The organism is Streptomyces pseudovenezuelae (assembly GCF_029892565.1).
Taxonomy (GTDB): domain Bacteria; phylum Actinomycetota; class Actinomycetes; order Streptomycetales; family Streptomycetaceae; genus Streptomyces; species Streptomyces pseudovenezuelae_A.
In genome coordinates, this window is sequence record NZ_JARXVH010000003.1 from 416,967 (window position 1) to 443,283 (window position 26,317).

Here is a 26,317-nt window from a genome sequence, read left to right on the forward strand (position 1 = left end):
TCGTTTCCGTCGGGGTGGCGCGGCCGCCGCCATGACGCCGTTGGCCCTACGCCGCCCAGGACAGGAGACGGATCAGTGACCCCGGACGGCACCCGCGGAATACGCCGCCTGGCACTGACCCTGGGCGCCGCGCTCCTCGCCCTGGCCACCCTGACGGGACCGGCGAGCGTGCCCCTGGGCGAGGGCGGAATGTACGCGTCCGGCGCTCCGGCACCCCGTCCCACGGCGGCCCCCTTCGGCGCGTATCTCGGATACGGCCCCGCAGGCGTCCGGCGGATCGCCGGCCTGGCGGGATGGCTCGGGCGGACCTCCCCGGCCCCCCGGGTCGGCCGGGAGTACCTGTCCGGAGACCGCTGGACCGGCATCGAGGGATCCGACGGCCAGTTGGCGGACTGGGGGAACTGGCGCCGGGCCCGCCCGGACCGGCTCTTCGTCCTCAACGTCCCGATGCTGCCCCGCAACGAGGCCCACCTCCCCGACGCCACGGTCCGCACGGAACTCCGACGCGGCGCGCAAGGCCGCTACGACACCCACTTCCGCGCCCTCGCCGAACGCCTGGTCCGCCTCGGCCTGCCGGACGCCGTACTGGTCGTCGGCTGGGAGATGAACGGCATCACATACACCCACCGCTGCGGTCCGGACCCGGCGGCGTGGCGGGCGTACTGGCGTCGCATCGTCCAGTCGATGCGCTCGGTCCCCGGCCAGCACTTCCGCTTCGACTTCGCCCCCAACCGGGGCCGGGACGCCGTCCCTTGGACCCACTGCTACCCCGGCGACCGCTACGTCGACATCATCGGCATGGACACCTACGACTCCCCGCACGGCATGTCCTTCCCCACCCAACTCCGGGAACCGTACGGGTTGGCGGCACAGGTCCGGTTCGCTCGCACACACCGCAAGCCGGTGTCGTATCCGGAATGGGGCCTGTACAGGAACGGCGACAATCCGGTGTACGTCCGCGGCATGCTCACGTGGATCGCCCGGGTACGACCCGTCTACCAGTCGATCACCGACTACTGCCCGCACGGGGTGTGGGGGTGCGGGGGGAATCCGCGGTCTTCGGGTGTGTATCGGCGGGGGATGGGGTGGGGGCGGTGAGGAAGAGCACCCGAGCCGGCCGGACACCGCCGCAATGCTCACCGACCCTGTACAGAGAGAAGAAGGTCGATGGATGTCAGCTTGGTGACCGTGACCGGCGACAACGGCGTCAGTCTCGAAATTCCGGATAACTTCTTCGAGTTCAGCGCGAACGAGCGCCTGGAACCAGTAGTCTCCGAAGACGGTGAGAAGTACTACCAGATTTGGCACCTCGGCCACCATCTGGGAGTGTATTTGCACTGGAAGTCCGGCACTGTCGTCGCAGGCTCACGACTGGACCGGCGGGTGTTCGCCAACTCAACCATCCAAAAGTTCCGGGAATGCGTGCTGAGCCTTGCCGAACACTTCCCGTATTACAGCGACGACCCCGACCAGGATGAACTGAACGAGGCCGGCCGGAATCTGGAAAACCTCGTTGGCGCGATTGATCGTCCGGCAGTCGACGAAGGCACATTCTGGAGCGATTTCATTTCCGATATCGTCATGGGCTCCTACGTGGAGTGACGGACCGAGCTGCTCTCGCGCCGCGTTCCCGTCGCCGGACCGCTCTCCGGCCCAGCCCCCCGTTCAGCGGGCCCGGCGTGACTCCTCCAAGTACTGCAACACCGCTGCCACCCGGCGGTCCACCTGGTCCGTCGGGGACAGGTCCAGCTTGGCGAAGATGTTGCGGATGTGTTTGTGGACGGCGCCGTCGGTGACGACGAGGCGTTCGGCGATCGCGGAGTTGCCGAGGCCTTCGGCCATCAGCGTCAGGACGTCCCGTTCGCGGGGGCTGAGGCGGTCGAGGCGGGTGTCCTGGTGGGAGCGGGTGAAGAGTTGGGCGACGACCTCGGGGTCGATGGCCGTACCGCCGGCGGCGACGCGGTGCAGGGCGTCGAGGAACTCCTCGACCCGGCCGACCCGTTCCTTGAGGAGGTAGCCGAGGCCGTTCACCCCGCCACTCAACAGCTCGGTGGCGAAGCTCTGTTCGACGTAGGCAGACAGGACGAGCACCGCCAGGCCGGGATGCCTGCGCCGGGCCTCCACCGCCGCACGGATGCCCTCGTCGGTGTGCGTGGGCGGCATCCGTACGTCGAGGATCGCCACGTCCGGCTTGTGCGTGTCGATGGCGTCCAGGGCCTCCTCGGCGTTGCCGGCCTTCGCCACCACGTCGAGACCCTCCGCCCCCAGCAACAGGGCCACGCCCTCCCGCAGCAACGGGTCGTCCTCGGCCATCACCACGCGCATGTCGGTATCCAGTCCTCAGTCATGTCGGCACGTTGTCGCCGTCCGTCGCCGTCCGTCGATCTTTGAACCCGATTCCCTTCACCCACAAGGGAGTTCGGCCTCCAGCCGGGTCGGACCACCCTTCGGGCTCGTGACGCGGAGCGTACCGTCGAGGGCCGCGATCCGGCGGCGGATGCCGGTCAGACCGGAGCCGCCGTCCTCGTCGGCGCCCCCGCGGCCGTCGTCCTCTACGAGGAGTTGGAGGCGTCCGCCGCGCGCGCGGACCGTGACCGTCGCCCGGGTCGCACCGCTGTGCTTGGCGATGTTGGTCAGCGCCTCCGCCACCACGAAGTACGCCGTCGCCTCCACGGAGGCAGCGCAGCGCTGCGGTACGTCCACGTCCGTCCGGCACGGCACCGCGCACTCCGCCGCCAGTCCCGACAGCGCGCCCGCCAGACCCCGGTCGTCCAGGACCGGCGGGAGGATGCTGCGGGAGACGCTGCGCAGTTCGGCGAGGGCGTGTTCGGCGGCGGACTGGGCGCGTTCGAGGAGTTCGTCGGCGGCGTCCGGATCGCGGGCCACCTGGCGACGGGCCGCGCCGAGCAGCACGGTGACGGTGACGAGCCGGTTCTGGGTGCCGTCGTGCAAGGAGCGTTCGATACGGCGGAGTTCGGTGGCGTGGGCGTCCAGTGCGGCGGCCCTGGTCGCCGTCAACTCCGCTACCCGCAGGGAGAGATCGATGTCCGGGCCCGCGGCGAGAAGGCGACGACCCGGCTCCGCCTGCAGTCGCGCCATCGCCGGGCTCAGGCCCAGGATGATCGCGATCCAGCCCACGCCCAGCGGCAGCACGGCGAGCGCGTCCAACCAGGAGTGCGCGCTGCCGATCCCGATCGACGTACTCGTCCCGCCCTTCGGCAGCAACTGCCACCACAGCGGAAACGTGCTGTCGCGTACGGCGGACAGCGGGAGCAGGACGCCCAGGAAGCCGAGGAGCAGGCCCAGGCTCGCGTGTCGGGCCGCCCAGCGCAGTTCGCGGCGGGTGGTGGCGTCGGTGAGGGCGAGCCGTAGGCGGGTGGGGGGTGGTTCGGGGGCGATCACCTCGGGGCCGACCCGGTCCAGGCGGGCGCGTTCGCGACCGGCCAGCGCGTGCAGCGCGCGCAGCGACAGGGGGGCGAGGAGCAGGCCCACACCGATGGGCGCGGTCAGCGCCGTCGCCGCCAGCAGGGCCAGCACGCCCAGCGCCAGGAGCGCCGTGGCGAACCCGCCGGCGAGCTGCGCGATCGCGGCGCCGGCGGCTTTCACCGTGCGTACGACGGTCTCCCGGACGGTCGCCCTCGGAGGCGAAGGCGGTACGGATGGCGGTGTCGAAGTCGACGTCGACTTCGACTTCGATATCGCGGGCGCGTCTGTCATCGGCTCGGCTCTCCTCTCGTCGCGAACGACCTTATGAGGGAAAAGAGTTCGCCGTCGCCCTCCCGGGCGGGAAGTACAGCCTGCTGTACCTCGAACCCGGCGGCCCACGGGATCGGCCGCGAGGGGTCCCGATCCATAGCGTTTGGGCACGTCAGCAACCCCGACCGCAGGAGCTTCCGATGCCGGACACCGACCCCTACCGCTTCACCTCCACAGCCCCCTCCTCCACCCCCACCTACGGCTCCGCCTCCACCTCGGCCGACACCTCGGACGGCATCACCCGCGCCGACGTGGCACGGACCCTGCTGTGGGCCGTCGTCGTGATCAGCGCGGTCACCAACATGGCGCTGTCCTACGGCGGTTCGGCCACCGCGCCGCACCTGGCGGCCGGCATCGTCACCGTCCTGTCCGCCGGCACCCTGGTCGTGCGCAGACTGCGAGGTCGACGCAAGTGAGCACTCGATTCGCGGCGGGCCCAGCAGCCTCCCCCACCACCCCCGCCATCGCCCTCGACCACGTCGCCAAGACCTACGCCGGTGGCGTCCACGCCCTCGCCGACGTCTCGCTCACCGTCCCGCGCGGCACGTTCCTCGCCGTGATGGGGCCGTCGGGTTCCGGCAAGAGCACCCTGATGCACTGCGCCGCCGGCCTCGACTCGCCGACCTCGGGCAGCATCCGCATCGACGGCCACGAGATCGCCGGACTGAACGAGACCCGCCGTACCGAACTGCGCCGCGAGCGCGTCGGTTTCGTCTTCCAGGCCTACAACCTGATCCCCTCCCTCAGCATCGCCGACAACATCACGCTGCCGCTGCGCCTCGCGGGCCGCCGCCCCGACGACCAGTGGCTGCACACCCTGGTGAACCGGGTCGGCCTCGCCGACCGCCTCACCCACCGTCCCGCCGAACTCTCCGGCGGCCAGCAGCAACGCGCCGCCGTGGTACGGGCGTTGGCGGCAAAGCCCGCCGTCGTGTTCGCCGACGAACCGACCGGCGCGCTCGATCTGCGCAGCGCCCACCAGGTCCTCGACCTGCTGCGCGACCTCGTCGACGAGCTGGGTCAGACGGTGGTCATGGTCACCCACGACCCGGCCGCCGCGGCCCGCGCGCACCGCGCCCTGGTGATGGCCGACGGCCAGGTCGTCGAGTCCCTGGACAACCCGACCGCCCCCGAACTGGCCGACCGCCTCGTCGCCCTGGGCGAGAAGTAGAGAACGGGGAGACACAGACATGCTGCACTTCGCTTGGCGCATGGCCGCCCACCGCATCACCTCCCTGCTCGCCGTGGCGTGCGCGGTGCTGGGCGGAGCCGCCCTCATCACCACGACCGGCGTACTGGCCGAGTCGGGATTCAGCTCCCAGCTCCCGCCGGGCCGGCTCGGCGGCGCGAACGTCGTCGTCGCCGCCGACCAGGAGTTCCACTCCAGCGGCGAGATGCCGATCGCCCTCCCCGAACGCGCCACCGTCCCCGCCGAGTTGGTCGGCAGACTGGCCCAACTGCCGGGCGTCACCGCCGCCGTCGGCGACATCGGCTTCCCCACCGGACTCCTCGACTCCCACGGTACGGTCGTACCCGTCGACGACGACCCCACCTCCGCCGGCCACGGCTGGTCCTCCACGAAGCTGCTCTCCCACCCCCAGGTCGAGGGCCACGCCCCGACCGGCTCGGGCGAGGTCGCGGTCGCCGCCGGGACGGGCGTCCGGGTCGGCGACCGTATCGAGGTCATCGCCAACGGACGCGCCGCGACCCCCTACCGGGTCTCCGCGGTGGTCCAAGCGCCGGGCGCGGGCGTCTACTTCGCGGACGAGACGGCCGTACGACTGTCCGGGCGCGGGAGTGAGGACAGCGGCGGGGCTACGACGACCGCGGACGGGACCGCCTCAGGTACCGCCACCTCCACCGACAAGACCGGCCCGCGTGCCGGCACCGTCGACCTCATCGGCCTGCGCACCAAACCCGGCACCGAGAAGTGGGTCGTCTCCGCCGTCCAGAACCGTCTCGAAGGCACCGGCCTCAAGGTCCTGACCGGCGCCGACCGCGGCGACGCGGTGGCCCCCGGCATCGGTTCCGCCCGCTCCCTCCTCATCCTCCTGTCCACCTCGCTCGCCGGCATCGTGCTGCTGATCACCGGCTTCGTCACGGCGGGCGCGCTGGGTGTGACGATCGCCGGACAGCGACGTGACCTCGCGCTGATGCGGGCGGTCGGGGCAACACCCAGGCAGATCAGGCGACTTGCGGCGGCGCAGTCGTCGGTCGTGGCGGCGGTGGCGCTGGTGCCCGGGGTGGGTCTCGGCTACGTACTCGCCGGCCAGTTCCGCACGATCCTGACCGCCCACGACGTACTGCCGGCCGAACTCCCCCTCACGGTGAGCCCGTTGCCGGCCCTCGCCACCCTCCTCCTCATGGGCGCGGCCGTGCAGGTCTCGGCCCGCTGCGCCGCCTGGCGCACCTCGCGAATGCCGGCCACCGAGGCCGTCGCCGAGTCGCGCGTCGAACCCCGCAAGCCGTCGAAGGCCCGCACGAGCGGCGGACTGGTGCTGATCCTGGGCGCGTTCACGCTGTCGGTGACACCGCTCTTCGCACGCACCGCGATCGGCGCCTCGACGACGTCCATGGCGGGCATCCTGGCCGCGATCGGCCTGGCCCTGGCCGGTCCCGCCCTGGTCAAGGGCATGGGCAACGCGATGGCGCGACGGCTGCGGCCGAGGGTCGCGGCGCCGACGTGGCTGGCGGTGGCGAACATACGCGGGTACGCGCAGCGGTTGTCCGGCGTGGTCAGCCCGCTGGCGATGGCGGTCGTGTTCGTGCTGACGTACACCCTCGCGCAGACCACCGTCATGGCCGCCACCTCGGACGACACCCGTACCGGAACGCTGGCCCAGTACCGGGTGAGCGCGCCCGGTCTCGGCGGGTTGCCGACGGGGACCGCGGACGCGGTGCGGAAGGTGCCGGGGGTGCGGGCGGCGGCGGCCGTCGGGTCGACCACCGTGGTGGTGCAGTACAAGGAGTTCGGGAGCGCGCCGACCACCGAGGAGGCCGACGCGCAGATCCTCTCGCCGGGTGCGGCGGGTGTGATCGACCTCGGGGTGAAGGAAGGCGACCCGAACCGGCTCACCGGTGCCACGGTCGCCCTCAGCGACGAGGCCGCGCGCTCGTTCGGAGCCGGGGTGGGCGAACGGGTGCGGCTGGTGCTCGGGGACGGAACGCCGGTGCAGGCGAAGGTGGTTGCGGTGTACGACCGGGGACTCGGGTTCGGCCCGGTGGTGCTGTCCCGGGATCTCGCCGCCGGTCACACGTCCACGAACCTGGACCCGAGCGTCCTGGTACGCACAGACGGCAGCGCCGCCGCCGAACACCGGATCGCCCAACTCGTCGCCTCGCGGCCCGGGTTGACGTTCGCGCCCACCGATGGGGCGGACACCGGTCAGGACACCCCGCCCCAGGTCTGGGTCAACCTCGCGGTGGTCGTCGTGCTCCTCGGCTATCTCCTCCTCAGCATCGCCAACAAGCTGGTCGCGGCAACGTCCCAGCGGCGCGGGGAGATTGGCGCACTACGCCTGGTCGGTACGACTCCGCGGCAGGTCCGCGCGATGATGCGCCGCGAGGCCGCGGTGATCGCCGCGACCGCGCTCGTCACGGGGTTGGTGCTGTCCGCGGTGCCGCTCGCGCTGCTGGGGCAGGGGTTCCTCGGGCGTCCTTGGCCGGCGGGTCCGGTGTGGTTGCTGCCGGCGATCGCGGCGACGGTGGTGGTGACCGCGTTCGTGACGATCGAGTTCCCGACGAGGCGGGCGCTGCGGACGCCGCCGGCGAGTGCGGTCAGGTGAGGACGGATGGAGGCAGGGCGGTGTGGCGCCGGCACCGAGCCTTGGGCGTGGCGCCGGCACCGGGCCTGATGACGGCAAATAGGTCCGGTGATGGTAAAGAACCTTGACAGTCAATTGGTCTAGTCCAACGATGGGCGCTGCCCGTCTCCACCCCGTCCTCCTCGGGAGCGCCAATGAGAAGACAGCGTCCGCTACTTAGAGCACTTCGAGTCCGTGCTCTTCTCTCCTGCACCGCCGTCACCGCCCTGTCCGCCGGACTCGTCGCGCTGGGCGGTGGCGGGGCGACGGCCGCCCAGCAGACGCCCGCGCACTCCGGACACCCCACGCATCACGTGAAGCCGATGCCGGCGCATGTGGCGGCGCCGTACTTCGAGGCGTGGACCGGCGAGAGCCCCGCCGCGCTGGCCGCCGCGTCCCACAACAAGTACCTGACGATGGCCTTCCTCCAGACGGACGCGGCGGGCTCGTGCAACACCTACTGGAACGGCGACACCAAACTCCCGCTCACGAAGGCCTCGTTCGGCGCCGACATCGCGAAGATCCAGGCTCGCGGCGGCAACGTCATCCCGTCCTTCGGCGGTTACGCGGCCGACACGACGAACACCGAACTGGCCGACAGTTGCACGAGCGTCGACGCCATCGCGAAGGTCTACGAGGGCCTGGTGACGACGTACGGGATCAGCCGGATCGACCTCGACATCGAGGCCGACTCCATCAACAACACGGCCGGGATCGACCGGCGCAACAAGGCCATCGCGCAGGTGCAGCGCTGGTCCGAACGCACGGGCCACCGCGTCCAGTTCTCGTACACCCTCCCGTCCTTCACCAACGGCCTCGCGCCCAACGGCGTCGCTCTTCTCCAGAACGCCGTCGACAACGGCGCCCGCGTGGACGTCGTCAACATCATGACCTTCGACTACTGGGACGGCCTCGTGCACGACATGGCCGCCGACACCAAGACGGCGGCGGCCGGGCTGCACGCCCAACTCGCCGCCCTCTACCCGAAGAAGAGTTCGTCCCGCCTGTGGCACATGATCGGCGTCACCGAGATGCCCGGCATCGACGACTTCGGCCCCGAGGAGACCTTCACCACGCAGGACGCCGTCAAGGTCGAGCGCTGGGCCGAGGCCAAGGGCATCAACACCCTTTCCTTCTGGGCCCTCCAGCGTGACAACGGCGGCTGCGTGGGGACGAAGGGCGCCAACGCCTGCTCCGGCATCGCCCAGGACCTCTACTACTTCAGCCACACCTTCGCCCGCTTCACGGACTGACGGGCCCGCCAACCTCCATCCGCCTCTCCTGCGCGGCGGTGACCGCACGCACCACGAAGATCGCGGCCACCGCCGCACCGACGACGGCGAGGTCGGAGGCGAGGAGCGGCCACACCTCGCTGTAGGCACGGGCGATGACCTCGTCCGTGGAGTCGGAGTACACAAGCCCCACCCCACTGAACAACCCGACGAGCCACAGCCCCCACCACACGTTCACGACCCAGGGCAGCCGCTCGCCGGGCGCGCTTTTCTGATGGACGTCGGCGATCAGGCCGCGGGGTATCCACAGGTTGGCGATGGGGACGATCCAACTGGCGTAGACCCAGATGCCGGCGTAGTGGGGCGGGGTACCGGACAGAAGGCGGGCGTTCTCCCGCATCCGGTTCAACCAGCTGAGAAAGGCGAGCACACAGACGACGACCGCGAACCCGCCGACCGAGGACACCAGGTGATACGAGTCCTCCAACGAGGTCAGCGTCCGATGCACACCCTCACCTTGATCCGGCGGCCCGGACGCCGGCTCCCCGGCAACCGCAAGCCTGACGTGCCACACCGCCCGAGCGACCCAGGCGACACCGGCCAGGGCGAGGGCGAGGGTGGCGTACAGAGCAACGCCGCGGACGGGGCGTAGGTGGGGTAGAGGGGCGGGATCTGCCTGGGGGGATGTCTGATGATCGTTCACCGGGTCATCCTCGCGGATACCGGCCGACGAGGGCCAGGGGCGCCCGCGCTCACCACCCGGCATGATCCGTCCATGGACGAGTACAACTGGCCAACGCGCCCCGACGTGCCGGGGCAGTCGCCGGAGGAAGTCTGGACGGCGACGCGTGCGGTTCTCCCGCCTGGCGCCGCCGTCGCAGGAGAGGTGATCGGACGTCAGCCCTTCGGCGTCTTCATCCGCGTCGACGGAGTTCCGAACGCCGTGGCGCTCGCCGAGATCGATGCCATGCCCGACGGGATGGGACTGCCGGTCCTCGGGACGCAGGTCCGCGGCGAGGTCATCGACCACGTTGAGTACAACCACCAGTTGAGAGTTCGGCTGCACTGGTCAGGGGCGCCGCTTGAGTAGCACTGGGGTTATTGTGCGGCGCATGCGCATGACCCCGTCCCCTGACGACGTCGACAGCAGGGAACCCGGAGTCGGCTCTACCGCGACATGCCAGGTCTGAGGGACCCCAGCGGTTGAAAGAAGGGGTGGGCCCTGCCGACCGCGGTCGGCAAAGATGGAGCCGTGGTCTACGTCAACGTTCAAGGTGGCGCCGCAGACGGGCCGTATCCCTGTCCCTGCTGTGGCTTCGTCACCCTCGCCGAGCGCGGGATGTATGAGCTCTGCCCAGTCTGTTTCTGGGAGGACGACGGCCAGGACGATCACGACGCGGATGAGGCCCGGGGCGGGCCGAACCGCGGTGTAAGCCTCAGCGAGGCTCGTCGGAACTTCCAGGAGATCGGCGCGTCCGACGAGCGACGCATTCCGCTCGTGCGTGCCCCGCTCCCGCACGAGCACCCCGGCAGCGGCACACGGTAGGAACGGGTGCCGTTCATACCCACCCTGACATCCGAAGGCGGAGATCGCGGTTGCCCAAGCTCAGGGCGACGGCGTAAAGCCCGCCGACAGGTCGAGGTGGAACGGGGAGCCCGGCTCTGTCGGGGTCCAGCCCTCGCGGAGGGCGAGTTGGACGGCTTGGGTGACGTCGGACGGGAGTACGGGCTTGGCCTCGCGGCCGAACCAGTTGCTCGCGTGCGGGTGGTTGGTGGTGACCACGAGGATCGACCCGCCTTCGTCCGCGTGCTCGACCGCGAACGTGCACGGCGTCCACGCCAGCGCCTGGAAGTAGGTCGGTCTACGTCGTAGCCGCCATCGGTAGGCCGTGCCTTCCACGACGATCCGCCGTGCGCCCTTGCGGCCCAGTGCCATGGCTCCCCCTTGGCCTCCACGCTGTGCTCATCGTCATGGTGCGGAGGTCCAACATGCTGACACGTAAGCCGGAGGTTCCTCGACGAAGGGTTCGGCGGCACCGATCTGGCGGGTGCTGCGAGGCGCGTTGGGGTTGTAGGGCGGCCAGCCCGGGTTGCCGTGTGCGGCGAAGGCCGACCATGCGCCGGTCAAGGAGTCCTTGGCGGCGAGGTTTGCCGGGGTGGCGATGTTCGCGGACGTGAGTTGGTCGAAGGCGTAGAGGCGTTCGGAGCCGTAGAAGGCGCCGTATTGGGGGCCCAGGGGTTCGGCGGCGAAGAGGTAGGTGTGGGCTGTGCCGCCTGCGGTGGTCTGGAGTTGGGCGAGGCGCGTTGCGCGGCGGCGGTAGACGGCGTCGCTGAGGAAGCGGCTTCGTAGGTCCGAGAGTTCGACGGAGAGGTCTTCGGTACCTGCTGTGGTGCTCGGTGGTCGGTGAGTTCTGTACGCCGCCAACAGAGCGCTTGGGTCTTGTACGCCCGCCAGTTCCATCTCGGACAGGAGGGCCGCCTCGTCTGCCGGGTGGCGGTACGACTCGCTGGCGTAGATGTACTGGAAGGTGCGGAACTCGTCGCGGTTGGCGCCGATCAGGAGGGGGATGTCGGACGCGGCGCCCGCGGCGATGGCCTCGGCCGGGTCCTCGGTGATCACCGTTCCGTCGTGTACGAGGCCCCAGGCGCGGCCACCGGGCAGGTTGCGGACGCCGAAGTCGTGGTTGATCACGGTGTCTTGGGCGGCGAGGATGCGGTCGAGGGGAGCGGACTGGAGCTCGGTCAGGTCCTTGACGCCGACCTCCGTCAGGAGGGCCTCGGTGAGGGACGCGGCGAGGTCGGGTGGGTAGAGGCGGCCGATGCTGCCGCTGTGCAGGATCGCCTTGTGGAAGGTGCCCCGGGCGGCGGGGTGTGTCAGCAGGGCGCCGATCGAGAAGGCGCCCGCCGAGTGGCCGGCGACGGTGACGTTGGCCGGGTCGCCGCCGAACGAGGCGATGTTGTCGTGGATCCAGCGCAGCGCGGCGGTCTGGTCCTGGAGGCCGAGGTTGGCGCTGTCCGCCCAGCGGTCCGCGTCCGGGCCGGCGGGGAACAGCCAACCGAGCGCGCCCACACGGTAGTTGGGAGCCACCACTACCGCGCCGGTCAGGCGGGAGAGTGCGGCGCCGTCGGTCAACGGAGGTGAGGCGGTGCCCAGTTCGAAGCCGCCGCCGTAGATCCACACCAGAACCGGTCGGTGGCCGTCGCCGTGCAGTTCGGGTGTCCACACGTTCAGATACAGGCATCCCCTCGGCGAGGAACCGGTCCTCGCCGTGCTCCCGGCGGACCACCCGCTCACCGAGCGCGCGTCCGTGACCTGGCCCAACAGCCCTTCGTGGCCTTCACCCCCTCCAGCAGCGTGCGCCGCCTCACCGACCTCTCCTTCGACCAGGCCGGTGTCCGTCCCACGAACGTCATCGAGACCCGCGAGGTGGGCACGGCGGCAGGCATGATCTCCGCCGGCCTCGGCGTCAGCGCCGTCCCCCGCCTGGTGCTGCCCCTGATGTCCTTCGGCCACCTGACGACCCGCCCGCTGAACTCCCCCGGCACGGTACGGAAGTTGGCGGTCTACACACCCCGCACGCCCGTACTGCCCCCGGCCTCGGCCTACTTCCTCCACCGGCTGCTGCAAACGCCGGGTGATGCGCTGTCCCCGGAAGACATGCAGCAGGGGCGCCCCCATTGGGAGACGCCCCTGCTGCACAGCGCAACAACCTCTACGGCCTACCCGTACACATCAGTTGGAGAAGTACAGGTACTTCCACCCCGTGTACGTCGTCGAGTTGACGGAGTCGCCCGACGAGCCGTTGATGTACGCCGAGCGCATGCGGGCCTTGATACCGGACTCGCCCGCTGCTTCCAGGGTGACCGCGGACTTGCCGTTGGTACCGAGGGAGAAGTACTCGGAGCCGGCGTCGTACCAGGTGCCCTGGTAGTAGACCTCCAGGTCGAAGCGCTGCTGGCGGCCGGGGTAGTACGACATGGTCGTGGTGAGCAGAGGGCTCTTGTTCTTGTGGAACCAGTAGTACGTGCGGGAGCCGATCTTGCCCGTCTTGTAGTGCTTGGAGACGGCGACCGAGACCTTGACCTTGGCGAAGGCCGTGACCTTGACGGTCTTCGGGGCGTAGCGGGCGTCGCCCTTGAAGACGGCGGTGACGTCGGTGTCGCGGGTCATGTCGACCCACGCGGCGATGTCACCGTGGGAGTTGACCTTGCCGGACTTGATCAGCTTGTTGGGCTTGTCGGCGCCGAACGGGTTGGCCCAGAGCTCCACCGAGCGGTTCTTGTACGTCGTACCGAGGTGCGCCGTGAACTTGACGTCCTTGCCGTACGAGTAGACCTTGCCCTTGTTGTTCAGGCTCAGCTTGGTCGAGGCGCGGGAGACCGTGACCGCGTCGGAGCCGGAGGCGGCCGAGTGGGTCTTGTCGCCCGCGAAGGCCACCTTGTAGGTGACCTTGCCGCCGGCCGACGGGGTGTCCGTGAAGGAGAAGGTGCCGTTCGCCTTCGTCTTGACGACGGGCAGCGTCTTGCCGTTCGGCGAGTCGAGGTCGGTGCGGGTGACCTTGAGGGCCGTGCCCGCCGGGAGCAGCGTCTTCGACGCCAGCTTGCCGGTGACCGTCAGCTTCTTGGCCCGGTCCGACTTCGTGGGGGCCGACACCGTGAGGGCGGGCAGCTCCTTGGTCGGGTCGGTCAGCGCGCGCAGGGTGAAAACGCCGGAGTCGTTGACGGAGACGGCGAAGATCCGGCTGCTGTCCGGGGCCCAGGCCAGCGCGCCGTCCACGAGGGTGTCGGAGCCGCTGCTGTTGCCGGTGTTGGGGAAGTCGTACTCCCGCGTCGGCTTCAGGTCGCCGGGCTTGAAGATGTGGACGTCGGGGTCGTACCAGGAGTCGCTGCCGCCCGCGACGGAGCCGTCCGGCGCGACCCGCACGGCGTTCGGGTACGGGTCGGTCGGGTAGTTCGGCTGCACGGAGAGGTCGGTGGCCGAGAGGACGCCGACGCCGTAACCGCCGGACCCGCCCCAGGAGGTGAGGATCTGCTGGCCGTCGGGCGTGAGGTCGATCTGCTTCACGGCGGAGCCCGTGCTGCCCTTGGTGCGCAGCGTCGCGCCGTCGGCCGTGACGTCGTACACCGCGAGCGCGTTGCCGTCGCTCGCCACCAGGACGCCCGGTACGGACGGGTCGGCGGCCAGGACCGCACCGGACCCGTAGAAGCCGGCGTCACCGCGCTGGTCGAGGTGGACGACGGGCTCGGCACCGGACGTGTCCAGCGAGCCGAAGTTACCGTCGTAGGAGAACCAGATACGACCGTCCACGACCTCCAGGTCGGTCGGGTCGACCGAGTCGCCCAGCGGGTAGCTCAGGGTCGGCGTGGCCGTCTGGGTGTCCACAGTGACGATCCTGTCGCCGCCCTTGACCGCCCCGTACAGCAGGCCGGAGTCGGCGGACAGCGCCAGGCCGGTCACGCCGGGCATCCCGGTGAGGGTCGCCTTGACGGTGCCCGCGTAGTCGGTGATGAGGATCTTGCCGCTGGTCGGGTCGGAGACGTAGACCCGCTGGTGCAGGCCGTCGACGACGACGTCGCCGACCGACTTCACCGGCAGGACCTTGGCGGAGTCGGCCGACGCCGGTCCGGCCGTGCCCACGGCGAGCGCCGCCGAGCCGAAGAGGACCGCGAGCGCCGTCGCGGTCGAGATGCTGCGCGTGCGCACAGTACTGATACCCCCACGAAGAAACCCGGTGTGTCACCGGGGAGTTGAGAGCGCCGCGCAACGCCCGTACATGCCCCCTGTGGTGCGTGTGCTGTCTGTGCTGTCGACTGCGGTGACGCACGGGGCGCGGCTGCCTGACCGCAGCTTATGTCATGGCTGTGACAGTTGTGAAAGGGGTTTGAAGGAAGTGATGATCACGCGCCGTCGGCCGAAACGGTCACTCGTCGCCGGCCGGCACCGTCACGCGTCCTCGGCGCCGTCCCGCTGGAGCACCGTCACCCGGTGATAGTTGCACCCGATCATCGGGGCGGTCTCCGGACCCGCCCCGCTCTGGTGGGCCTTGAGGGCCACGCTCACCAGGCTGAGCAGCAGGTCGACGTCGCCGTCGCAGTCGAGGTGGATCGTGACCCAGCGGGAACCGGGGACCATGCGGATCGCGCTCGACTCGGCGAAGTCGTAGTGCAGCCGTTGGATCGCCCGGGACGTGAGATGGAGGTCCACATCGCGGTCCGAGTGGAAGTGGACGATCTCGTCACGGGTGGAGCGCAGCGCCCGGCCGGTGCCACAGGCGGCCGGACACGGACTGAGGTCGGGCCACTTCACGAGCTGGTCCATGGCTTTCTGGGCCGGGGTCATGGCATCCATGGTGCGGTGCTCACTGCCCGGCCACCAGGGATTGAGGGGCACGTAACCCGGAGGAGACGTATCGCACGTTCCGTAGGGACGGGGATACGGAGCGATATTCCCCTTTTGCTTTGTTCTCGGCGATAATTGCTGCATGAGTACTGCCACGTTTGTCCTGGCGGCCACGTCGAGTGGAGTACTCGACGTCGTCGCCGCGTTCGTCGGTGGCCTGATCATCGCCGGTGCGCTGGTCTGGGCCGTGCAGTTCGGTATGAGGGTCCGGGACCGCGAGCTGCCGCGGCCCGTCCCGGGCGACCATCCCCACCTTCCCGCCACCGGTCCGGTCCGGGAGCAGAGCGAGATCCGCGAACCGGACGAGATGCCGCACGGGGAGGGCCGGGAACGGCTCATGCCGTACGACCTCCACCACTCCGGGAGCAGGACGGGAAAGGACCAGCGGCGCCGACGCTGGCTGCCCGGGTCCAGCGGATCCTTCGGCGGGGGCGGCATCGGGCACGTGTGAGCCACTGGGCCGTCGGCCGAGCCACGGGGTCGTCGGCCGAACTCCGACTGCGGGGGCGGCTCAGGCCATCCAGAAGAAGACGGCCGTCATCCGCTTCTCCTCCAGCGTCCTACCGGAGTAACCGGTGGCGCTGTGCACGAGGTTGGCGTTGTAGAGGAGCAGCCGGTTGTACTTGTGCGGGACGCGTACATCCTCCTCGAAGGCGTCCGGTGCCACGAAGCGGGTGCCGAGGGCCTCGACGAGGTTGTTGTGCGGGGCCTGGACGACGTTGCCGCCGAGCCGGCCGCCCGGCATGGACTGGCGGTAGAAGCTCGTCCCGCAGTCCTTGGGCACCGCGGGGTTGAGGTAGAGCACCGCCGCGTACCGGCACAGCGCGCGCGAGTCGGTGTGCGGCCGGGGCTCGCTCTCGCCCTCGCCGACGACCTGGACGCAGTTGTGGTTGAGGGTGCCGCCACCGGGCGCCCGCTGCACCCACAGTTCCTTGGCACCGGTGGCCTGCTTCACCAGCCGCTCCACGCGGGCGAGTTCGGCCGGTGCCAGGCCCGGCATGGTGCGCAGCCCGGGCCAGGTCTCCGAGGTGTACGGGTACCCCTTGACCCAGTCGTCCTTGGCCAGCACGCGCTCCCGTACGGCGTCCACCTCGGGCAGGACGTCGTCCAGGACCCAGTAGTCGCGGCCCTTGGTGGGCTTGCGGTAGGGCAGGACGGGGAGGCTGGGGAGAGCAGCGGGGCGGCCGGCGGGAACCCTGGGGGGATGCTGTGGGGGCATGTCGCGAATCTAGGGCGGGGGTTCGTATGGACTCTCCCGCGAACTCGTGCGGACTCTCCCGTGAGTTGGTCAACAGACCGTCAACCCGCCGTCGGGTGAGTGACCGAGGACACGTCCCCTTTCCCTCGGCTTTACCAAAACTAGAGAGTCACACAGCTTCCGTGTCCGTACTTCTCCTCGTCCGACCCCGCCGTGCTCGGCGGGACCCCCGACCGGGCAGGAGGCACGGTGCGCTTTTCGCGGAATGCGACGGGAACTCTCTTTGTGGGCGGTGCCCTGACTTTGACCCTCGCCGCCCTCGCTTACCCGTCGATGCTCGGAGTGAGCACCGTCACGACCTCACCGGACAGAGTCATCGCCAACACCCAGTGGGGACCGCTGACGGAGTCCGACCGGGACTTCGTGGTCAAAGTGCGCGCCGCCGGCCTGTGGGAGTACCCGGTGGGCCAGATCGGCCTGAAGAAGGGCACCAACAAGGGGGTGCTGATCGCCTCGCAGCACCTGATCGACGGGCACTCGGCGCTGGACACCACGTGCCGCAAGATCGCCCCGATGCTGGGCATCACGCTGCCCAACCTGGCCAGTCCCCAGCAGCAGGGCTTCGTCAACACTCTCAACTCGGACAGCGGCGCGAAGTTCGACAACGACTTCGCCAACATCCTGCGGGTCACGCACGGTTCGATCTTCAACACGGTGGCGAAGATCCGGTCCACGACCAAGAACAGCCTGGTGCGCGCCCTGGCCGACCAGGCCAACAACACGGTCCTGGACCACATCACGGTCATGGAGAAGACGGGCCTGGTGAACTTCGACACCGCCCTGTTCACCCAGACCACCCCGCCGAAGCTGCCCAAGGTGGACCTGACCCCGCCGGCGCCGCCCGCGGGCCAGCCGGAGGTCGTGCTCACCCCGCCGCCGAACGCCACCTCCACCCCGGTGGACATCAACGGCATCTCGGGCGGCGCGGCGGCCCCCAGCCCCACCCCGACGGTGGGCTGACCCGGAAGCGTCCGAGTCGGCCCCGTCCGAGTCAGTCACATCCGATTCGGCTACGTCCGACTCAGCCCAGCCAGACGGTCGTGTCCGGGTCGATCGACCCCGCTGCCGACGGGCCGCTGCTCAGCAGCACCTCGCCCGCCGGCAGCGGTACGGCCGCCCCGGACACGTTGGTGACACACCGCCAGCCGTCCGCGCGCACGAAGTCCAGCACCCCGGCGGGGGCGTCCCCGGCCCAGGTCAGCGACTCACCCGCGAGCAGCTTGCGGCGCAGTTTCAGGGCGGCCCGGTACAGCTCCAACGTGGAACCCTCCGCGCCGTCCTGCGCCTCGACGGCGTACCCGGCGAAGCTCTCCGGCTGCGGCAGCCAGGCCGCGCCCGCCCCGAAGCCGTACGAGGGTCCGGTCCGCGTCCACGGCAGGGGCACCCGGCAGCCGTCGCGGCCCTTGCGGACATGGCCCGTCTGTTCCCAGACCGGGTCCTGGAGCACCTCGAAGGGCAGGTCGGCGACCTCGGGCAGGCCGAGTTCCTCGCCCTGGTAGACGTACGAGGATCCCGGCAGCGCCAGCATGAGCAGCGTCGCCGCGCGGGCCCGGCGCAGGCCGGCGACCGGGTCGATCCCGGGGGCGTGGCCGCCGGACAGCAGCCAGGCGTTGTCGTCGGTGCCGGGCGGGAGCATCAGCCGGGAGGCGTGGCGTACGACGTCGTGGTTGGAGAGCACCCAGGTGGCGGACGCGCCGGCGGTGCGCGCGGTCGTCAGGGAGCCGGTGATGACCTCGCGCAGTTCGTCCGCGTCCCAACCGGCCTGCAGGTACTCGAAGTTGAAGGCCTGGCCGAGTTCGTCGGGGCGGGCGTAGAGGGCGCGGCGGGCGCCCGGCACCCAGGCCTCGGCGACGGCCATGCGGGGCGGGGTGTAGGAGTCGAGGATGCGGCGCCAGTCGCGGTAGATGGCGTGGACCTCGTCGCGGTCGTAGAAGGGGTGGGTGCCGGGCGGGAAGCGGTCGAGCGTGGCCTCGCCGCTGAGGTCGGGGGCGCCGAGGTCGCGCAGCGGTTCGGCCAGGTCCTTGGCGAGGGCGTGGGCGACGTCCACGCGGAAGCCGTCGACGCCGCGGTCGGACCAGAAGCGGAGGGTGGTGCGGAAGTCCTCGCGGACCTCTTCGTGGTCCCAGTTCAGGTCGGGCTGCTCGGGGGTGAAGAGGTGGAGGTACCACTGCCCGTCGGGCACCCGGCGCCAGGCGCTGCCGCCGAAGACGGACTGCCAGTCGGTGGGCGGGAGTTCGCCGTGCGCGCCGCGGCCGTCGTGGAAGACGTAGCGGGCGCGGGCGGGGGAGCCGGGACCCGCGGCCAGGGCCTCCTGGAACCAAGGATGCAGATGCGAGGTGTGGTTGGGCACCAGGTCCACGATCACCTTGAGACCCAGCCGGTGGGCCTCGGCGGCCATCGCGTCGAAGTCGGCGAGGCTGCCCAGGCGCGGGTCGACGTCGCGGTAGTCGGCCACGTCGTAGCCGCCGTCGGCGAGTTCGGAGGGGTAGAACGGGCTGAGCCACAGGGCGTCGACACCCAGCCCGGCCAGGTGGGTCAGGCGTTCGGTGACGCCCCGGATGTCACCGAACCCGTCGCCGTCGGCGTCGGCGAAGCTGCGCGGATAGACCTGGTAGACGACGGCCTGGCGCCACCAGTCGGGATTCCTGGAGGAAAGGTCGGTCACGGTTTCCCTTCGGCAGTGCTCGGGATAACGCTTTGAACTCGACGGAGGGAGATCGGAGTAGAAGATTCCCTGTGTGATGGATTTGTGATGACTCTTGAACTTTCCCTGCGTCACCGCAGGTTGACAGGCCTCAGCGGCGCGAACCACCATGAGGACACGCTGTGCCGCAAGTGACCAATGGGGCCAGTGTCTCTCTTCTGCCTTTCCTCTGCTCTCTCTGAGCTCCTGAGATGGGACATCCATGTCTATAGCCAGACGTGTCACCGCGCGCCGCCTGCTGGGGACGGGCGCCGCCTCGCTCGCTCTGTGTGCCGCCTCCGTGGCCGCCGCCTCCGGCGCCTGGGCCCACGGCGGAACGCCCGGCGGTGACGGCTGGAAGTCCGGCGGCAGCTACAGGCCCGGCACGGGCGCCGGCACCGAAACCGGCACCGACCGCTGCGAGTTCTCGCTCGACGGCACGAGCTACTACCCCTCGGTGAAGGTCGACGACCAGAACCTCAAGCCCACCGACGACGGCAAGATCCACATCAAGGTCCGCGCCGCCGGTGACGCCGCCACCTGCACCGCCTCGCTGGCCTCCTACGTCGCCCACGGCCCCACCTTCGCCACCTCCGGCGAGCAGGTCTTCGTCGACTTCGACACCGTGACGGTCAAGCAGGGTCAGACCGACTCGCTCGACATCGCGGTGCCGGACGCGGGCTGCTTCGCGCAGATCGACCTGTACCGCGGGGCGGTCAAGTTCGACGGCGCCAAGGACGCGAACGACGGCTTCGAGCACGGCGACGTGCCGGTCGGCCCCGACCACCCGGTCATCAAGGACAAGCTGATCGCGGCCTGGAACGGCGGCACGAAGGACTGCACGAAGACCCCGGAGTCCACCCCGCCGGCGACGCCCCCGGCGACCCCGTCCCAGCCGGCCGAGGAGACCACCCCGCCGGCTGAGGAATCCACCCCGCCTGCCTCGGAGTCCACTCCGCCGGCCTCGGAGTCCCCCACCCCGTCCGCCTCGGAGTCGACCTCCCCCGCCGCCCCCACGCCGAACGGCGGCGGTGACCTCGCGGAGACCGGTGGCGGCAGCAGCAGCGGCATCATCGCGGGCGGCGCGGCCGCGCTCCTCGCGGCCGGTGCGGCGATCGTGGTGGCGACGAAGCGCCGCCGCACGACCCGCGCCTGACCTCACCCCGGCGCACGCCCTTCTGACCCCGTCCCCATGACGAACGCCCCGGAGTCCTTCTCTCTCCGGGGCGTTCGGCTCGGCCGGGTGCAGGACCGCTAGGGCAGGACCGTCGTCGGCATCGTGCGGCCGTAGAGCTCGTCGAGGCCGACCAGCAGCACACCGCCTCGCTCGGCCTCGGCCCGCAGCGCGTCGCTGAAGCCGGCGGCGCTGAAGCACGCAAGGCCACAACTCGTCGTGTCCATCCCCCGGCCGGTGAGGATCTCCCTGGCCCGCTCCAGTCGTCCCAGGTGGTTCACCCCCATGACGGTTCCCCACTTCGCCTCACCCAGCAGGGCCACTGTTGGCCTGCTCCCGCCGGACCCCGGTTCGACCACGGCCACGTCGATCTGAATCTGCCGGCGCTCCTTCGGGTCGGTGACGACACCGCTGCCGACCTGGCCCAGCGAGGTGCTGAGCAGGGACCGCCCCGGCCCGAGGACATAGTCCCGGCACACCGCCTCGAAGTGCGGCCCGGCCACCTGCGCCGCGAACCGCTCCGCCGACCGTGCCCACACCTCGGCGGCCTGCCCGCTCTCCAGCCGCGCCCAGGCCGGACGCATCACCGCCTCGTAGAAGTTGATCAGCGGCTCGGTGATGCGGTACCGGGATTTGCCCGCCCGGAAGATGTCGGTCTCCCGCGCCAACAGGTGGCTGTCCTCCAGCACGTTGAGCGGATGCGAGATGTCCACGGACTTGCGGCCGATGTAGCCCGCGATACCACCGCGTGTCGTGTTGCCCTGCGCGACGGCCGCGAGCACCGAGTGGTACAGGGCGGTGTCCCGAATGTCGGCCTCCTCGGCGAGCAGGTACCGCGCCTCCCGGAAGAACGGACTGAACGGCGACAGGACCGTGCGGCACACCCATGCGTCGAAATCGGCCATGCTCGCGGGGACGTCGTCCCCCAGGAACTGCCGACGATAGGCAGGGGTACCGCCGACGACGGCATGCAGCCGTGCGGCGAGTGCGGGCATGTCGGCGACGCTCCAGAAATCCGCCGCGGCCCGGTAGCCGAAGGGGCGTACGACGAGTTCGAGCTGGGCTCGACCGCGCAGTGGAGCGGTGCCGGCCAGCAGCCCGCCCATGACGGACATCGCCGAACCGCACAGCAGGAGGCGTACGCGGCTCTCCTCCACCTGGAAGCGGTCGATCACCCGCTGGATGAGCGAGGGCAGCTCCGGAGCCACCTTCACCAGATACGGGAACTCATCGACGACTACGAGGAAGGGAGGGCCCGTCGGGTTGCCGGCGGCCGCCTGCCCGAAGAGATAGGAGATCGCGTCGTCCCAGGTGGCAAAGGAGAACGCGACCGGAGAGCCGGTGTACTCGGCCAGCGCGGCGCTGAACTGACGAAGGGATTCCGCCTCGGTCCCCGCGGTGGCCCCGAAGTAGAAGCCACCGCGCTGCTCGACGAGCGCCCGCAGAAGATAGGTCTTCCCCATCCGCCGCCTGCCACTGACGATCCCGAGCATGGCGTGCGGCAGGGGCCGGTTCACGAACGCGGTGAGCGCGGCCCATTCGCCGCCGCGATCGAAAACGCGTGACGGCTTCTCGGGCCTGACGTGACGTTCCACGGTGCGCTCCCTGGGGGGCAGCGATAAGGACTACGCCCCTAAGGGGTATACCCCTAATAGTATCCCCCGCACTCGTGCTCAGCGGGAAGGCTTCTGCGCAGTGCCCTCCACCGTGTCCAGGTACAGCTTCACGAAGCGGTTCACGTCCACGTCCAGGGCCACGTCCACGAGGTGGCGTGGGCGGAGGCCGTCGTGGATCTCGGATTCGCCGGGGCGGGGGCGGCGGTCGACGACGGTCTGGCCTCGGGTGGGGCCGGGGGCGAGGGAGACCTCGACGGGGAGGGGGAGCGTGGTGATGCCGGCCGGGTCGACGACCGTGCAGACCGCGCCCGCGTCGCCGATGCCGCCGCCCGGGTCGTCGCCGTCGGCGTCGGGGGTGGCCGGGCGGTGCGCGAGCAGGTCGCCGGCGAGGCGGGCCGCGGGGTCGGCGCTCGCGCGCAGGCGCCGTACGTCCGGGCCGGGGACGACGACCCGCTGGAACACGTCGAGGCCGTACATCGTGATCGGCACCCCGGCGGTGAGCAGGACCGCCGCCGCCTCGGGGTCGTGCCAGACGTTGAACTCGGCGACCGCCGTGGCGTTCCCGGTCGCCACCGCGCCGCCCATGAAGACGATCCGCTCGATGTTGCGGACGACATCGGGGTGCGTGCGCAGCAGGAGGGCGATGTTGGTGAGGGGCGCCGTCGGGATCAGCGTGACCGGGCGCGGGCAGGCGAGGATCTCGCGGTGCAGCAGGGTCACCGCGTCCACGTCTGCGGGGGCGCGGGTCGGGGTGGGCAGGCCGGGAAGGTCGCCCATGCCGTCGGCGCCGTGCACGTGCCGGGCCGAGCGGGCCGGCTCGATCAGCGGGCGTTCGGCGCCGCGGGCCACCGGGACGTGCCCGGCGCCCGCGATCTCCAGCACGGTCAGCGTGTTGCGGACCACCCCGTCGACGTCCGTGTTCCCGGCGACGCAGGTCACCGCCCGCAGGTCGAGGCCCGGGTGCCGGACGGCGAACAGCAGGGCGAGCGCGTCGTCGACCCCCGTGTCGCAGTCGATGATCACCGGGATGGGCTGGTCGGTCACCTCGGGAGTCCTTCCGTAAGAGCCGTCACCTGGACGGACAGAGCCGTCGTCTCGACACCGTCGTCGTCTCGACCCTAAGCGTCCATGGTCACTCCCACAGGCCGGTTCCGCGGGCCGCCGCCCGCTCCCCGATCCGGCGCAGCAGTTCGTCGCCGGGCAGCACCCCCGGCCGACGGCCGTCCCGCAGTCGTACGGCGGTCAGTCCGTCCTCGGCCTCCCGCGCCCCGATCACCGCCTGGTACGGCACGAGGCGTGCCGCGCGGATCCGGGCGCCGAGGCTGCCGTCGGCGGCGATCTCCGCCCGCAGGCCCTGCGCGACCGCGGCTCGCATCAGCTGCTCGGCCGCCGGTCGCTGTTCCTCCGACACCGGCAGCACCACCAGTTGGACCGGCGCCAGCCAGACGGGGAACGCCCCGCCGTGTTCCTCGATCAGGTGCGCCACCGCCCGCTCCACGCTCCCGATGACGCTGCGGTGCACCATCACCGGGCGGTGCTTGGCACCGTCGGCGCCGATGTAGTGCAGGTCGAAGCGTTCGGGCTGGTGGAAGTCGATCTGGACGGTGGAGAGAGTGGATTCGCGGCCGGCCGGGTCGGCGATCTGCACGTCGATCTTGGGACCGTAGAAGGCGGCCTCGCCCTCGGCCTCCTCGTGGTCCACGCCGACGCCGTCCAGCACCTCCCGCAGCAGGGCGGTGGCCCGCGCCCACAGCTCCGGGTCGGCGACGTACTTGCCGCCCTCGCCGGGGAGGGAGAGACGGTACCGGTGGGCGCGGATGCCGAGATCGTCGTAGGCGCGGGCGATCAGCCGCAGGGCCGACGCCGCCTCCTCGACCGCCTGGTCCAGGGTGCAGAAGATGTGGGCGTCGTTGAGCTGGATGGCCCGCACCCGGGTCAGACCGCCCAGCACGCCGGACGGCTCGGAGCGGTACATGCCGCCCAACTCCGCGATACGGAGCGGGAGTTCGCGGTAGCTGTGGGAGCGGGAGCGGTAGATCAGGGCGTGGTGGGGGCAGAGGCTGGGGCGCAGGACGACCTCCTCCGAGCCGAGTTTCATCGGCGGGAACATGTCCTCGCTGTAGTGCGACCAGTGGCCCGAGATCTCGTACAACTCCCGCTTGCCGAGGACGGGCGAGTACACGTGCCGGTAGCCGGCGGCGCGCTCCGCCTCCCGGACGTACTCCTCCAGGGTGTGCCGCACGAGGGCGCCGTCGGGCAGCCAGTAAGGCAGGCCCGCGCCGATCAGGGGGTCGGTGTCGAAGAGGTCCAGCTCGCGTCCGAGACGACGGTGGTCGTGGGACGGGGGGTCGTGGGGCAGGGGTGCGGGGGTGGTGGGCTCGTGTGACATGACGGCTCCCTCGTTCAAGTGCGGGGCGGGGGGCCGGGGACGACGAAAAGCCCCGGGGCACTCGCCCCGGGGCTTTTGTCATCCAGTCGTGGATCAGCGCGCCGGGACACTCTCCGGCGTCGTCGTACGAGACGGCTGGGCGCGCTTCATACGAGCCACGGTAGCCGGGTGCGGGATCCCGGCGCCACGCGATATCCGGGCCGAGCGGCGGGGCGGCTCGGGTAACCCGGACGGCCCGGCTCGCTGGTGGAGTGCCGTACGCGGTGATCCCTTGGAGACGTACCGGGCCCCCGCCCAAATGACCCTCCCGTGCATCCCCCGCCCCTCTCCCAGGAGGCTCCGTTGCCCCGTCCCCCGGCCCGCGTCCTCGTCGCCTCCGCGCTCTCGGCGGGCACCCTTCTCACGGCGTCGGCCTGCATCAGTACGCCGCCGCAGGCGCACGCGCCGTTGCCCACGATCCCCTCCTCGGCGGCGCCGTCCGCCCCGGCCGCGGCGACCACACCCCGCGGCCTCACCGCCGCGCAGGCCCAGGCCGCCCTGGTCACCGAGGCGGACCTCGGCGACCCGTGGGCGCCGACCCAGGGCGCGGCGACCTGGCGGGACGCCCTGCTCAAGGCGACCACCGACGCGCCCGACTGCCGCCGGCTGCTCGACGCGCTGTACGCCGACGACCTGTTCGGCAAGGACGCCCGGCCCCGGGCCGCGACCGGCCTCGACGACACCATGGACGAGGCCCAACTGCGGTACCAGGTACTCGCCCTGCCCCCCGCCGACGTCGACCGGACGCTGACCTGGCTGAAGTCGCTGCCGAAGAAGTGCTCCCGGTTCACGGCGGTGACCGAACGCGGCACCGTCCAGACCGTCCAGGTCACCGAGGCCGCCCTGCCGGAGGTCGGCGACACCCGACAGGGCCTGCGCGTCACCCTGACCTCCGCGACCCCCGAGGGCGACCCGACGGTCCTCACCCTCGACGTCGCCGCGGCCCGCACCGGCGACGACACCATCGCCGTCACCAACGGCGGCCTGGGCGAGGTCTCCCCGGACATCACGAACGCGACGCTGGAGGTGGGGGCACAGCGCCTGGCGGACGTACGGAAGCAGGGGCGGGCGCAGGTCTGAGGCACTCGGGCCCTGCGACTACTCCCGCTTACTCCCGCTCGAACCGCATCCGCCGCCCCACCACCTCCCTGGCCACGTCGAGAACCGTGCGGTCGTGGGCGAAGGCGTGACCCCGGAGGCGGGCGAGGGCCTCGTCGTCGGAGACGCCGAGTTGGGCCATGATCATGCCGGTGGCCTGGTGGACCTCGTCGTGTCTGTGGGTCAGGCCGCCCAGCCAGTGCTCCGGCGAACGGGCGGTGGTCTCGTCGTCCCGGTGGGGCAGCGTCATCAGCGCGGCCGTCATGAGCGCGGCCAGCAGCCGGGCGGTGTCCAGTTCGCGGCCGGTGAGCGCGCCCGGGGTGTCCCGGTACAGGTCGAGCGTGCCGACGCACACGCTGTCGTTGCCGAGCGGAATCGCGTACGCCGCCCGCACCCCGGCCGCCATGGCCTGCTCGGCGAAGACCGGCCAGCGACCGGCGTCCTCGGGGCCGCTCAGGTCGTCGGCGAGGACGGCGGCGCAGGCCCGGACGGCGGACCGGCAGGGCCCGTCGCCGAGCGTGGCCTGGAGGTCGCCCATGGAGGATGCCTGCGCGTTGCTCGCGCCGAGCCGTACCGGCACGCCGTAGCTGTACAGCGACATGCTCGCGCCGGTCACCGGCAGCAGGTTGACCGCGACTCCGCAGAGCAGTTCCGGTACGTCACGGGGGCCGGTGGTCCGTAGCCACTCGGCGACGGCCACGGCGGCGGTCACCGGGCCAGGTGCGCCCGCCGGATCGCCGTGGGCCTCCCGGCCGTCTCGCCTGGGCCGCACAGCCACCGCCTCCTTGGTTCGGGCGCGGCCACGGTGCCGAAGCGGCCGACGCCGTCACGGCACCGGACCCCGGCCGACTACCCGTGCCCCAAGGACC

General features: G+C 70.9%; 25 protein-coding genes and 1 pseudogene. 13 read left to right on the forward strand and 13 right to left on the reverse strand.

Translation table 11 applies throughout. The annotated features are described in order from the left end of the window. Positions 1 to 75 precede the first annotated feature (75 nt). The gene (locus M2283_RS10875; protein WP_432423049.1) at positions 76 to 1,098 is read left to right on the forward strand and encodes a glycoside hydrolase family 26 protein; all 1,023 of its coding nucleotides are present in this window, start codon (positions 76 to 78) and stop codon (positions 1,096 to 1,098) included. A 69-nt stretch (positions 1,099 to 1,167) separates the two neighbouring features. After that, positions 1,168 to 1,602 carry an SUKH-4 family immunity protein gene (locus tag M2283_RS10880; protein WP_280875929.1) on the forward strand — a complete coding sequence of 145 codons (435 nt, stop codon included), beginning with the start codon at positions 1,168 to 1,170 and terminating at the stop codon, positions 1,600 to 1,602. A 63-nt stretch (positions 1,603 to 1,665) separates the two neighbouring features. Here M2283_RS10880 and M2283_RS10885 read toward each other — a convergent pair whose 3' ends face one another. Both M2283_RS10885 and M2283_RS10890 read right to left on the reverse strand, forming a co-directional pair. Further along, the gene (locus M2283_RS10885) at positions 1,666 to 2,325 is read right to left on the reverse strand and encodes a response regulator transcription factor (RefSeq protein ID WP_280875930.1); all 660 of its coding nucleotides are present in this window, start codon (positions 2,323 to 2,325) and stop codon (positions 1,666 to 1,668) included. 78 nt (positions 2,326 to 2,403) lie between these two features. Further along, a complete protein-coding gene (locus M2283_RS10890) occupies positions 2,404 to 3,717 on the reverse strand; it encodes a sensor histidine kinase (protein ID WP_280875931.1) in 1,314 nt (437 codons plus the stop codon). Positions 3,718 to 3,896: 179 nt separating this feature from the next. Here M2283_RS10890 and M2283_RS10895 point away from each other — a divergent pair, with 179 nt between their 5' ends. From M2283_RS10895 to M2283_RS10910, 4 genes are all read left to right on the forward strand, one after another. Beyond that, the gene (locus M2283_RS10895) at positions 3,897 to 4,172 is read left to right on the forward strand and encodes a hypothetical protein (protein WP_280875932.1); all 276 of its coding nucleotides are present in this window, start codon (positions 3,897 to 3,899) and stop codon (positions 4,170 to 4,172) included. Continuing rightward, positions 4,169 to 4,927, forward strand: coding sequence for an ABC transporter ATP-binding protein (locus tag M2283_RS10900; RefSeq protein WP_280875933.1), 759 nt, complete (start codon positions 4,169 to 4,171; stop codon positions 4,925 to 4,927). Before M2283_RS10895 ends, M2283_RS10900 begins: the two co-directional genes overlap by 4 nt. Positions 4,928 to 4,946: 19 nt before the next feature. Then, positions 4,947 to 7,541: an FtsX-like permease family protein gene (locus tag M2283_RS10905; protein ID WP_280875934.1), complete on the forward strand. Its 2,595-nt coding sequence runs from the start codon at positions 4,947 to 4,949 to the stop codon at positions 7,539 to 7,541. A 173-nt stretch (positions 7,542 to 7,714) separates the two neighbouring features. After that, complete coding sequence (locus M2283_RS10910; RefSeq protein ID WP_348538905.1) at positions 7,715 to 8,812, forward strand: chitinase; 1,098 nt, start codon at positions 7,715 to 7,717, stop codon at positions 8,810 to 8,812. Here the strand turns inward: M2283_RS10910 and M2283_RS10915 are convergent. Then, the gene (locus M2283_RS10915; protein WP_432423050.1) at positions 8,802 to 9,494 is read right to left on the reverse strand and encodes a DUF4328 domain-containing protein; all 693 of its coding nucleotides are present in this window, start codon (positions 9,492 to 9,494) and stop codon (positions 8,802 to 8,804) included. The two genes, M2283_RS10910 and M2283_RS10915, sit on opposite strands and share 11 nt — an antisense overlap. Before the next feature lie 72 nt (positions 9,495 to 9,566). On the opposite strand from M2283_RS10915, the gene M2283_RS10920 reads away from it, so the two are divergent. After that, complete coding sequence (locus M2283_RS10920; protein ID WP_280875935.1) at positions 9,567 to 9,881, forward strand: hypothetical protein; 315 nt, start codon at positions 9,567 to 9,569, stop codon at positions 9,879 to 9,881. A 162-nt stretch (positions 9,882 to 10,043) separates the two neighbouring features. After that, positions 10,044 to 10,337 carry a CPCC family cysteine-rich protein gene (locus M2283_RS10925; RefSeq protein ID WP_280875936.1) on the forward strand — a complete coding sequence of 98 codons (294 nt, stop codon included), beginning with the start codon at positions 10,044 to 10,046 and terminating at the stop codon, positions 10,335 to 10,337. Between the two features lie 60 nt (positions 10,338 to 10,397). Here the strand turns inward: M2283_RS10925 and M2283_RS10930 are convergent, their stop codons facing one another. After that, positions 10,398 to 10,727 (reverse strand): hypothetical protein, encoded by a 330-nt coding sequence (locus tag M2283_RS10930; protein WP_280875937.1) that lies wholly within the window; start codon positions 10,725 to 10,727, stop codon positions 10,398 to 10,400. Between the two features lie 33 nt (positions 10,728 to 10,760). Beyond that, positions 10,761 to 12,113 (reverse strand): carboxylesterase family protein, encoded by a 1,353-nt coding sequence (locus tag M2283_RS10935; protein ID WP_280875938.1) that lies wholly within the window; start codon positions 12,111 to 12,113, stop codon positions 10,761 to 10,763. A 9-nt stretch (positions 12,114 to 12,122) separates the two neighbouring features. Here M2283_RS10935 and M2283_RS51910 point away from each other — a divergent pair. Further along, positions 12,123 to 12,359: pseudogene (locus M2283_RS51910) on the forward strand (LysR substrate-binding domain-containing protein); the annotation flags it as partial. A 165-nt stretch (positions 12,360 to 12,524) separates the two neighbouring features. Here M2283_RS51910 and M2283_RS10940 read toward each other — a convergent pair. Both M2283_RS10940 and M2283_RS10945 read right to left on the reverse strand, forming a co-directional pair. Beyond that, the gene (locus M2283_RS10940; protein ID WP_280875939.1) at positions 12,525 to 14,495 is read right to left on the reverse strand and encodes an Ig-like domain repeat protein; all 1,971 of its coding nucleotides are present in this window, start codon (positions 14,493 to 14,495) and stop codon (positions 12,525 to 12,527) included. A gap of 240 nt (positions 14,496 to 14,735) precedes the next feature. Next, a complete protein-coding gene (locus tag M2283_RS10945; RefSeq protein ID WP_280875940.1) occupies positions 14,736 to 15,131 on the reverse strand; it encodes a luciferase family protein in 396 nt (131 codons plus the stop codon). 142 nt (positions 15,132 to 15,273) lie between these two features. Here M2283_RS10945 and M2283_RS10950 point away from each other — a divergent pair, with 142 nt between their 5' ends. Then, positions 15,274 to 15,642 carry a DUF6479 family protein gene (locus M2283_RS10950; protein WP_280875941.1) on the forward strand — a complete coding sequence of 123 codons (369 nt, stop codon included), beginning with the start codon at positions 15,274 to 15,276 and terminating at the stop codon, positions 15,640 to 15,642. Positions 15,643 to 15,702: 60 nt separating this feature from the next. Here the strand turns inward: M2283_RS10950 and M2283_RS10955 are convergent, their stop codons facing one another. Beyond that, positions 15,703 to 16,410 (reverse strand): DUF6445 family protein, encoded by a 708-nt coding sequence (locus tag M2283_RS10955; RefSeq protein ID WP_280875942.1) that lies wholly within the window; start codon positions 16,408 to 16,410, stop codon positions 15,703 to 15,705. Positions 16,411 to 16,722: 312 nt separating this feature from the next. Between M2283_RS10955 and M2283_RS10960 the strand changes: the two genes are divergently transcribed. Continuing rightward, the gene (locus tag M2283_RS10960; RefSeq protein ID WP_432423062.1) at positions 16,723 to 17,409 is read left to right on the forward strand and encodes a DUF4142 domain-containing protein; all 687 of its coding nucleotides are present in this window, start codon (positions 16,723 to 16,725) and stop codon (positions 17,407 to 17,409) included. Between the two features lie 61 nt (positions 17,410 to 17,470). Here M2283_RS10960 and M2283_RS10965 read toward each other — a convergent pair whose 3' ends face one another. Next, positions 17,471 to 19,114 carry a glycoside hydrolase family 13 protein gene (locus M2283_RS10965; RefSeq protein WP_280875944.1) on the reverse strand — a complete coding sequence of 548 codons (1,644 nt, stop codon included), beginning with the start codon at positions 19,112 to 19,114 and terminating at the stop codon, positions 17,471 to 17,473. A 241-nt stretch (positions 19,115 to 19,355) separates the two neighbouring features. Between M2283_RS10965 and M2283_RS10970 the strand changes: the two genes are divergently transcribed. Next, positions 19,356 to 20,288, forward strand: coding sequence for an LAETG motif-containing sortase-dependent surface protein (locus M2283_RS10970; RefSeq protein ID WP_280875945.1), 933 nt, complete (start codon positions 19,356 to 19,358; stop codon positions 20,286 to 20,288). Positions 20,289 to 20,386: 98 nt separating this feature from the next. On the opposite strand, the gene M2283_RS10975 is transcribed toward M2283_RS10970, so the two are convergent. The 3 genes from M2283_RS10975 to thrS form a co-directional block, all read right to left on the reverse strand. Continuing rightward, positions 20,387 to 21,901: an AAA family ATPase gene (locus M2283_RS10975; protein WP_348538906.1), complete on the reverse strand. Its 1,515-nt coding sequence runs from the start codon at positions 21,899 to 21,901 to the stop codon at positions 20,387 to 20,389. A 78-nt stretch (positions 21,902 to 21,979) separates the two neighbouring features. After that, on the reverse strand, positions 21,980 to 22,966 hold the full coding sequence (locus tag M2283_RS10980) for a nucleoside hydrolase (RefSeq protein ID WP_280875946.1): 987 nt from the start codon (positions 22,964 to 22,966) through the stop codon (positions 21,980 to 21,982). An 88-nt stretch (positions 22,967 to 23,054) separates the two neighbouring features. After that, positions 23,055 to 24,311, reverse strand: a complete 1,257-nt coding sequence (thrS, locus tag M2283_RS10985) for a threonine--tRNA ligase (protein ID WP_280875947.1) — start codon at positions 24,309 to 24,311, stop codon at positions 23,055 to 23,057. 342 nt (positions 24,312 to 24,653) lie between these two features. On the opposite strand from thrS, the gene M2283_RS10990 reads away from it, so the two are divergent. Next, the gene (locus M2283_RS10990) at positions 24,654 to 25,430 is read left to right on the forward strand and encodes a hypothetical protein (protein ID WP_280875948.1); all 777 of its coding nucleotides are present in this window, start codon (positions 24,654 to 24,656) and stop codon (positions 25,428 to 25,430) included. Positions 25,431 to 25,458: 28 nt separating this feature from the next. Here M2283_RS10990 and M2283_RS10995 read toward each other — a convergent pair whose 3' ends face one another. Continuing rightward, positions 25,459 to 26,220 carry an ANTAR domain-containing protein gene (locus tag M2283_RS10995; protein WP_348538907.1) on the reverse strand — a complete coding sequence of 254 codons (762 nt, stop codon included), beginning with the start codon at positions 26,218 to 26,220 and terminating at the stop codon, positions 25,459 to 25,461. Positions 26,221 to 26,317 lie beyond the last annotated feature (97 nt).

Coding starts and splice junctions, on each gene's coding strand:
- M2283_RS10945 (WP_280875940.1), bottom strand. CDS start 15,131: ATGACCCCGGCCCAGAAAGCCATGGACCAGCTCGTGAAGTGGCCCGAC.
- M2283_RS10890 (WP_280875931.1), bottom strand. CDS start 3,717: ATGACAGACGCGCCCGCGATATCGAAGTCGAAGTCGACGTCGACTTCG.
- M2283_RS10950 (WP_280875941.1), top strand. CDS start 15,274: ATGAGTACTGCCACGTTTGTCCTGGCGGCCACGTCGAGTGGAGTACTC.
- M2283_RS10895 (WP_280875932.1), top strand. CDS start 3,897: ATGCCGGACACCGACCCCTACCGCTTCACCTCCACAGCCCCCTCCTCC.
- M2283_RS10970 (WP_280875945.1), top strand. CDS start 19,356: ATGTCTATAGCCAGACGTGTCACCGCGCGCCGCCTGCTGGGGACGGGC.
- M2283_RS10930 (WP_280875937.1), bottom strand. CDS start 10,727: ATGGCACTGGGCCGCAAGGGCGCACGGCGGATCGTCGTGGAAGGCACG.
- M2283_RS10905 (WP_280875934.1), top strand. CDS start 4,947: ATGCTGCACTTCGCTTGGCGCATGGCCGCCCACCGCATCACCTCCCTG.
- thrS (WP_280875947.1), bottom strand. CDS start 24,311: ATGTCACACGAGCCCACCACCCCCGCACCCCTGCCCCACGACCCCCCG.
- M2283_RS10885 (WP_280875930.1), bottom strand. CDS start 2,325: ATGCGCGTGGTGATGGCCGAGGACGACCCGTTGCTGCGGGAGGGCGTG.
- M2283_RS10960 (WP_432423062.1), top strand. CDS start 16,723: ATGCTCGGAGTGAGCACCGTCACGACCTCACCGGACAGAGTCATCGCC.
- M2283_RS10920 (WP_280875935.1), top strand. CDS start 9,567: ATGGACGAGTACAACTGGCCAACGCGCCCCGACGTGCCGGGGCAGTCG.
- M2283_RS10910 (WP_348538905.1), top strand. CDS start 7,715: ATGAGAAGACAGCGTCCGCTACTTAGAGCACTTCGAGTCCGTGCTCTT.
- M2283_RS10955 (WP_280875942.1), bottom strand. CDS start 16,410: ATGCCCCCACAGCATCCCCCCAGGGTTCCCGCCGGCCGCCCCGCTGCT.
- M2283_RS10880 (WP_280875929.1), top strand. CDS start 1,168: ATGGATGTCAGCTTGGTGACCGTGACCGGCGACAACGGCGTCAGTCTC.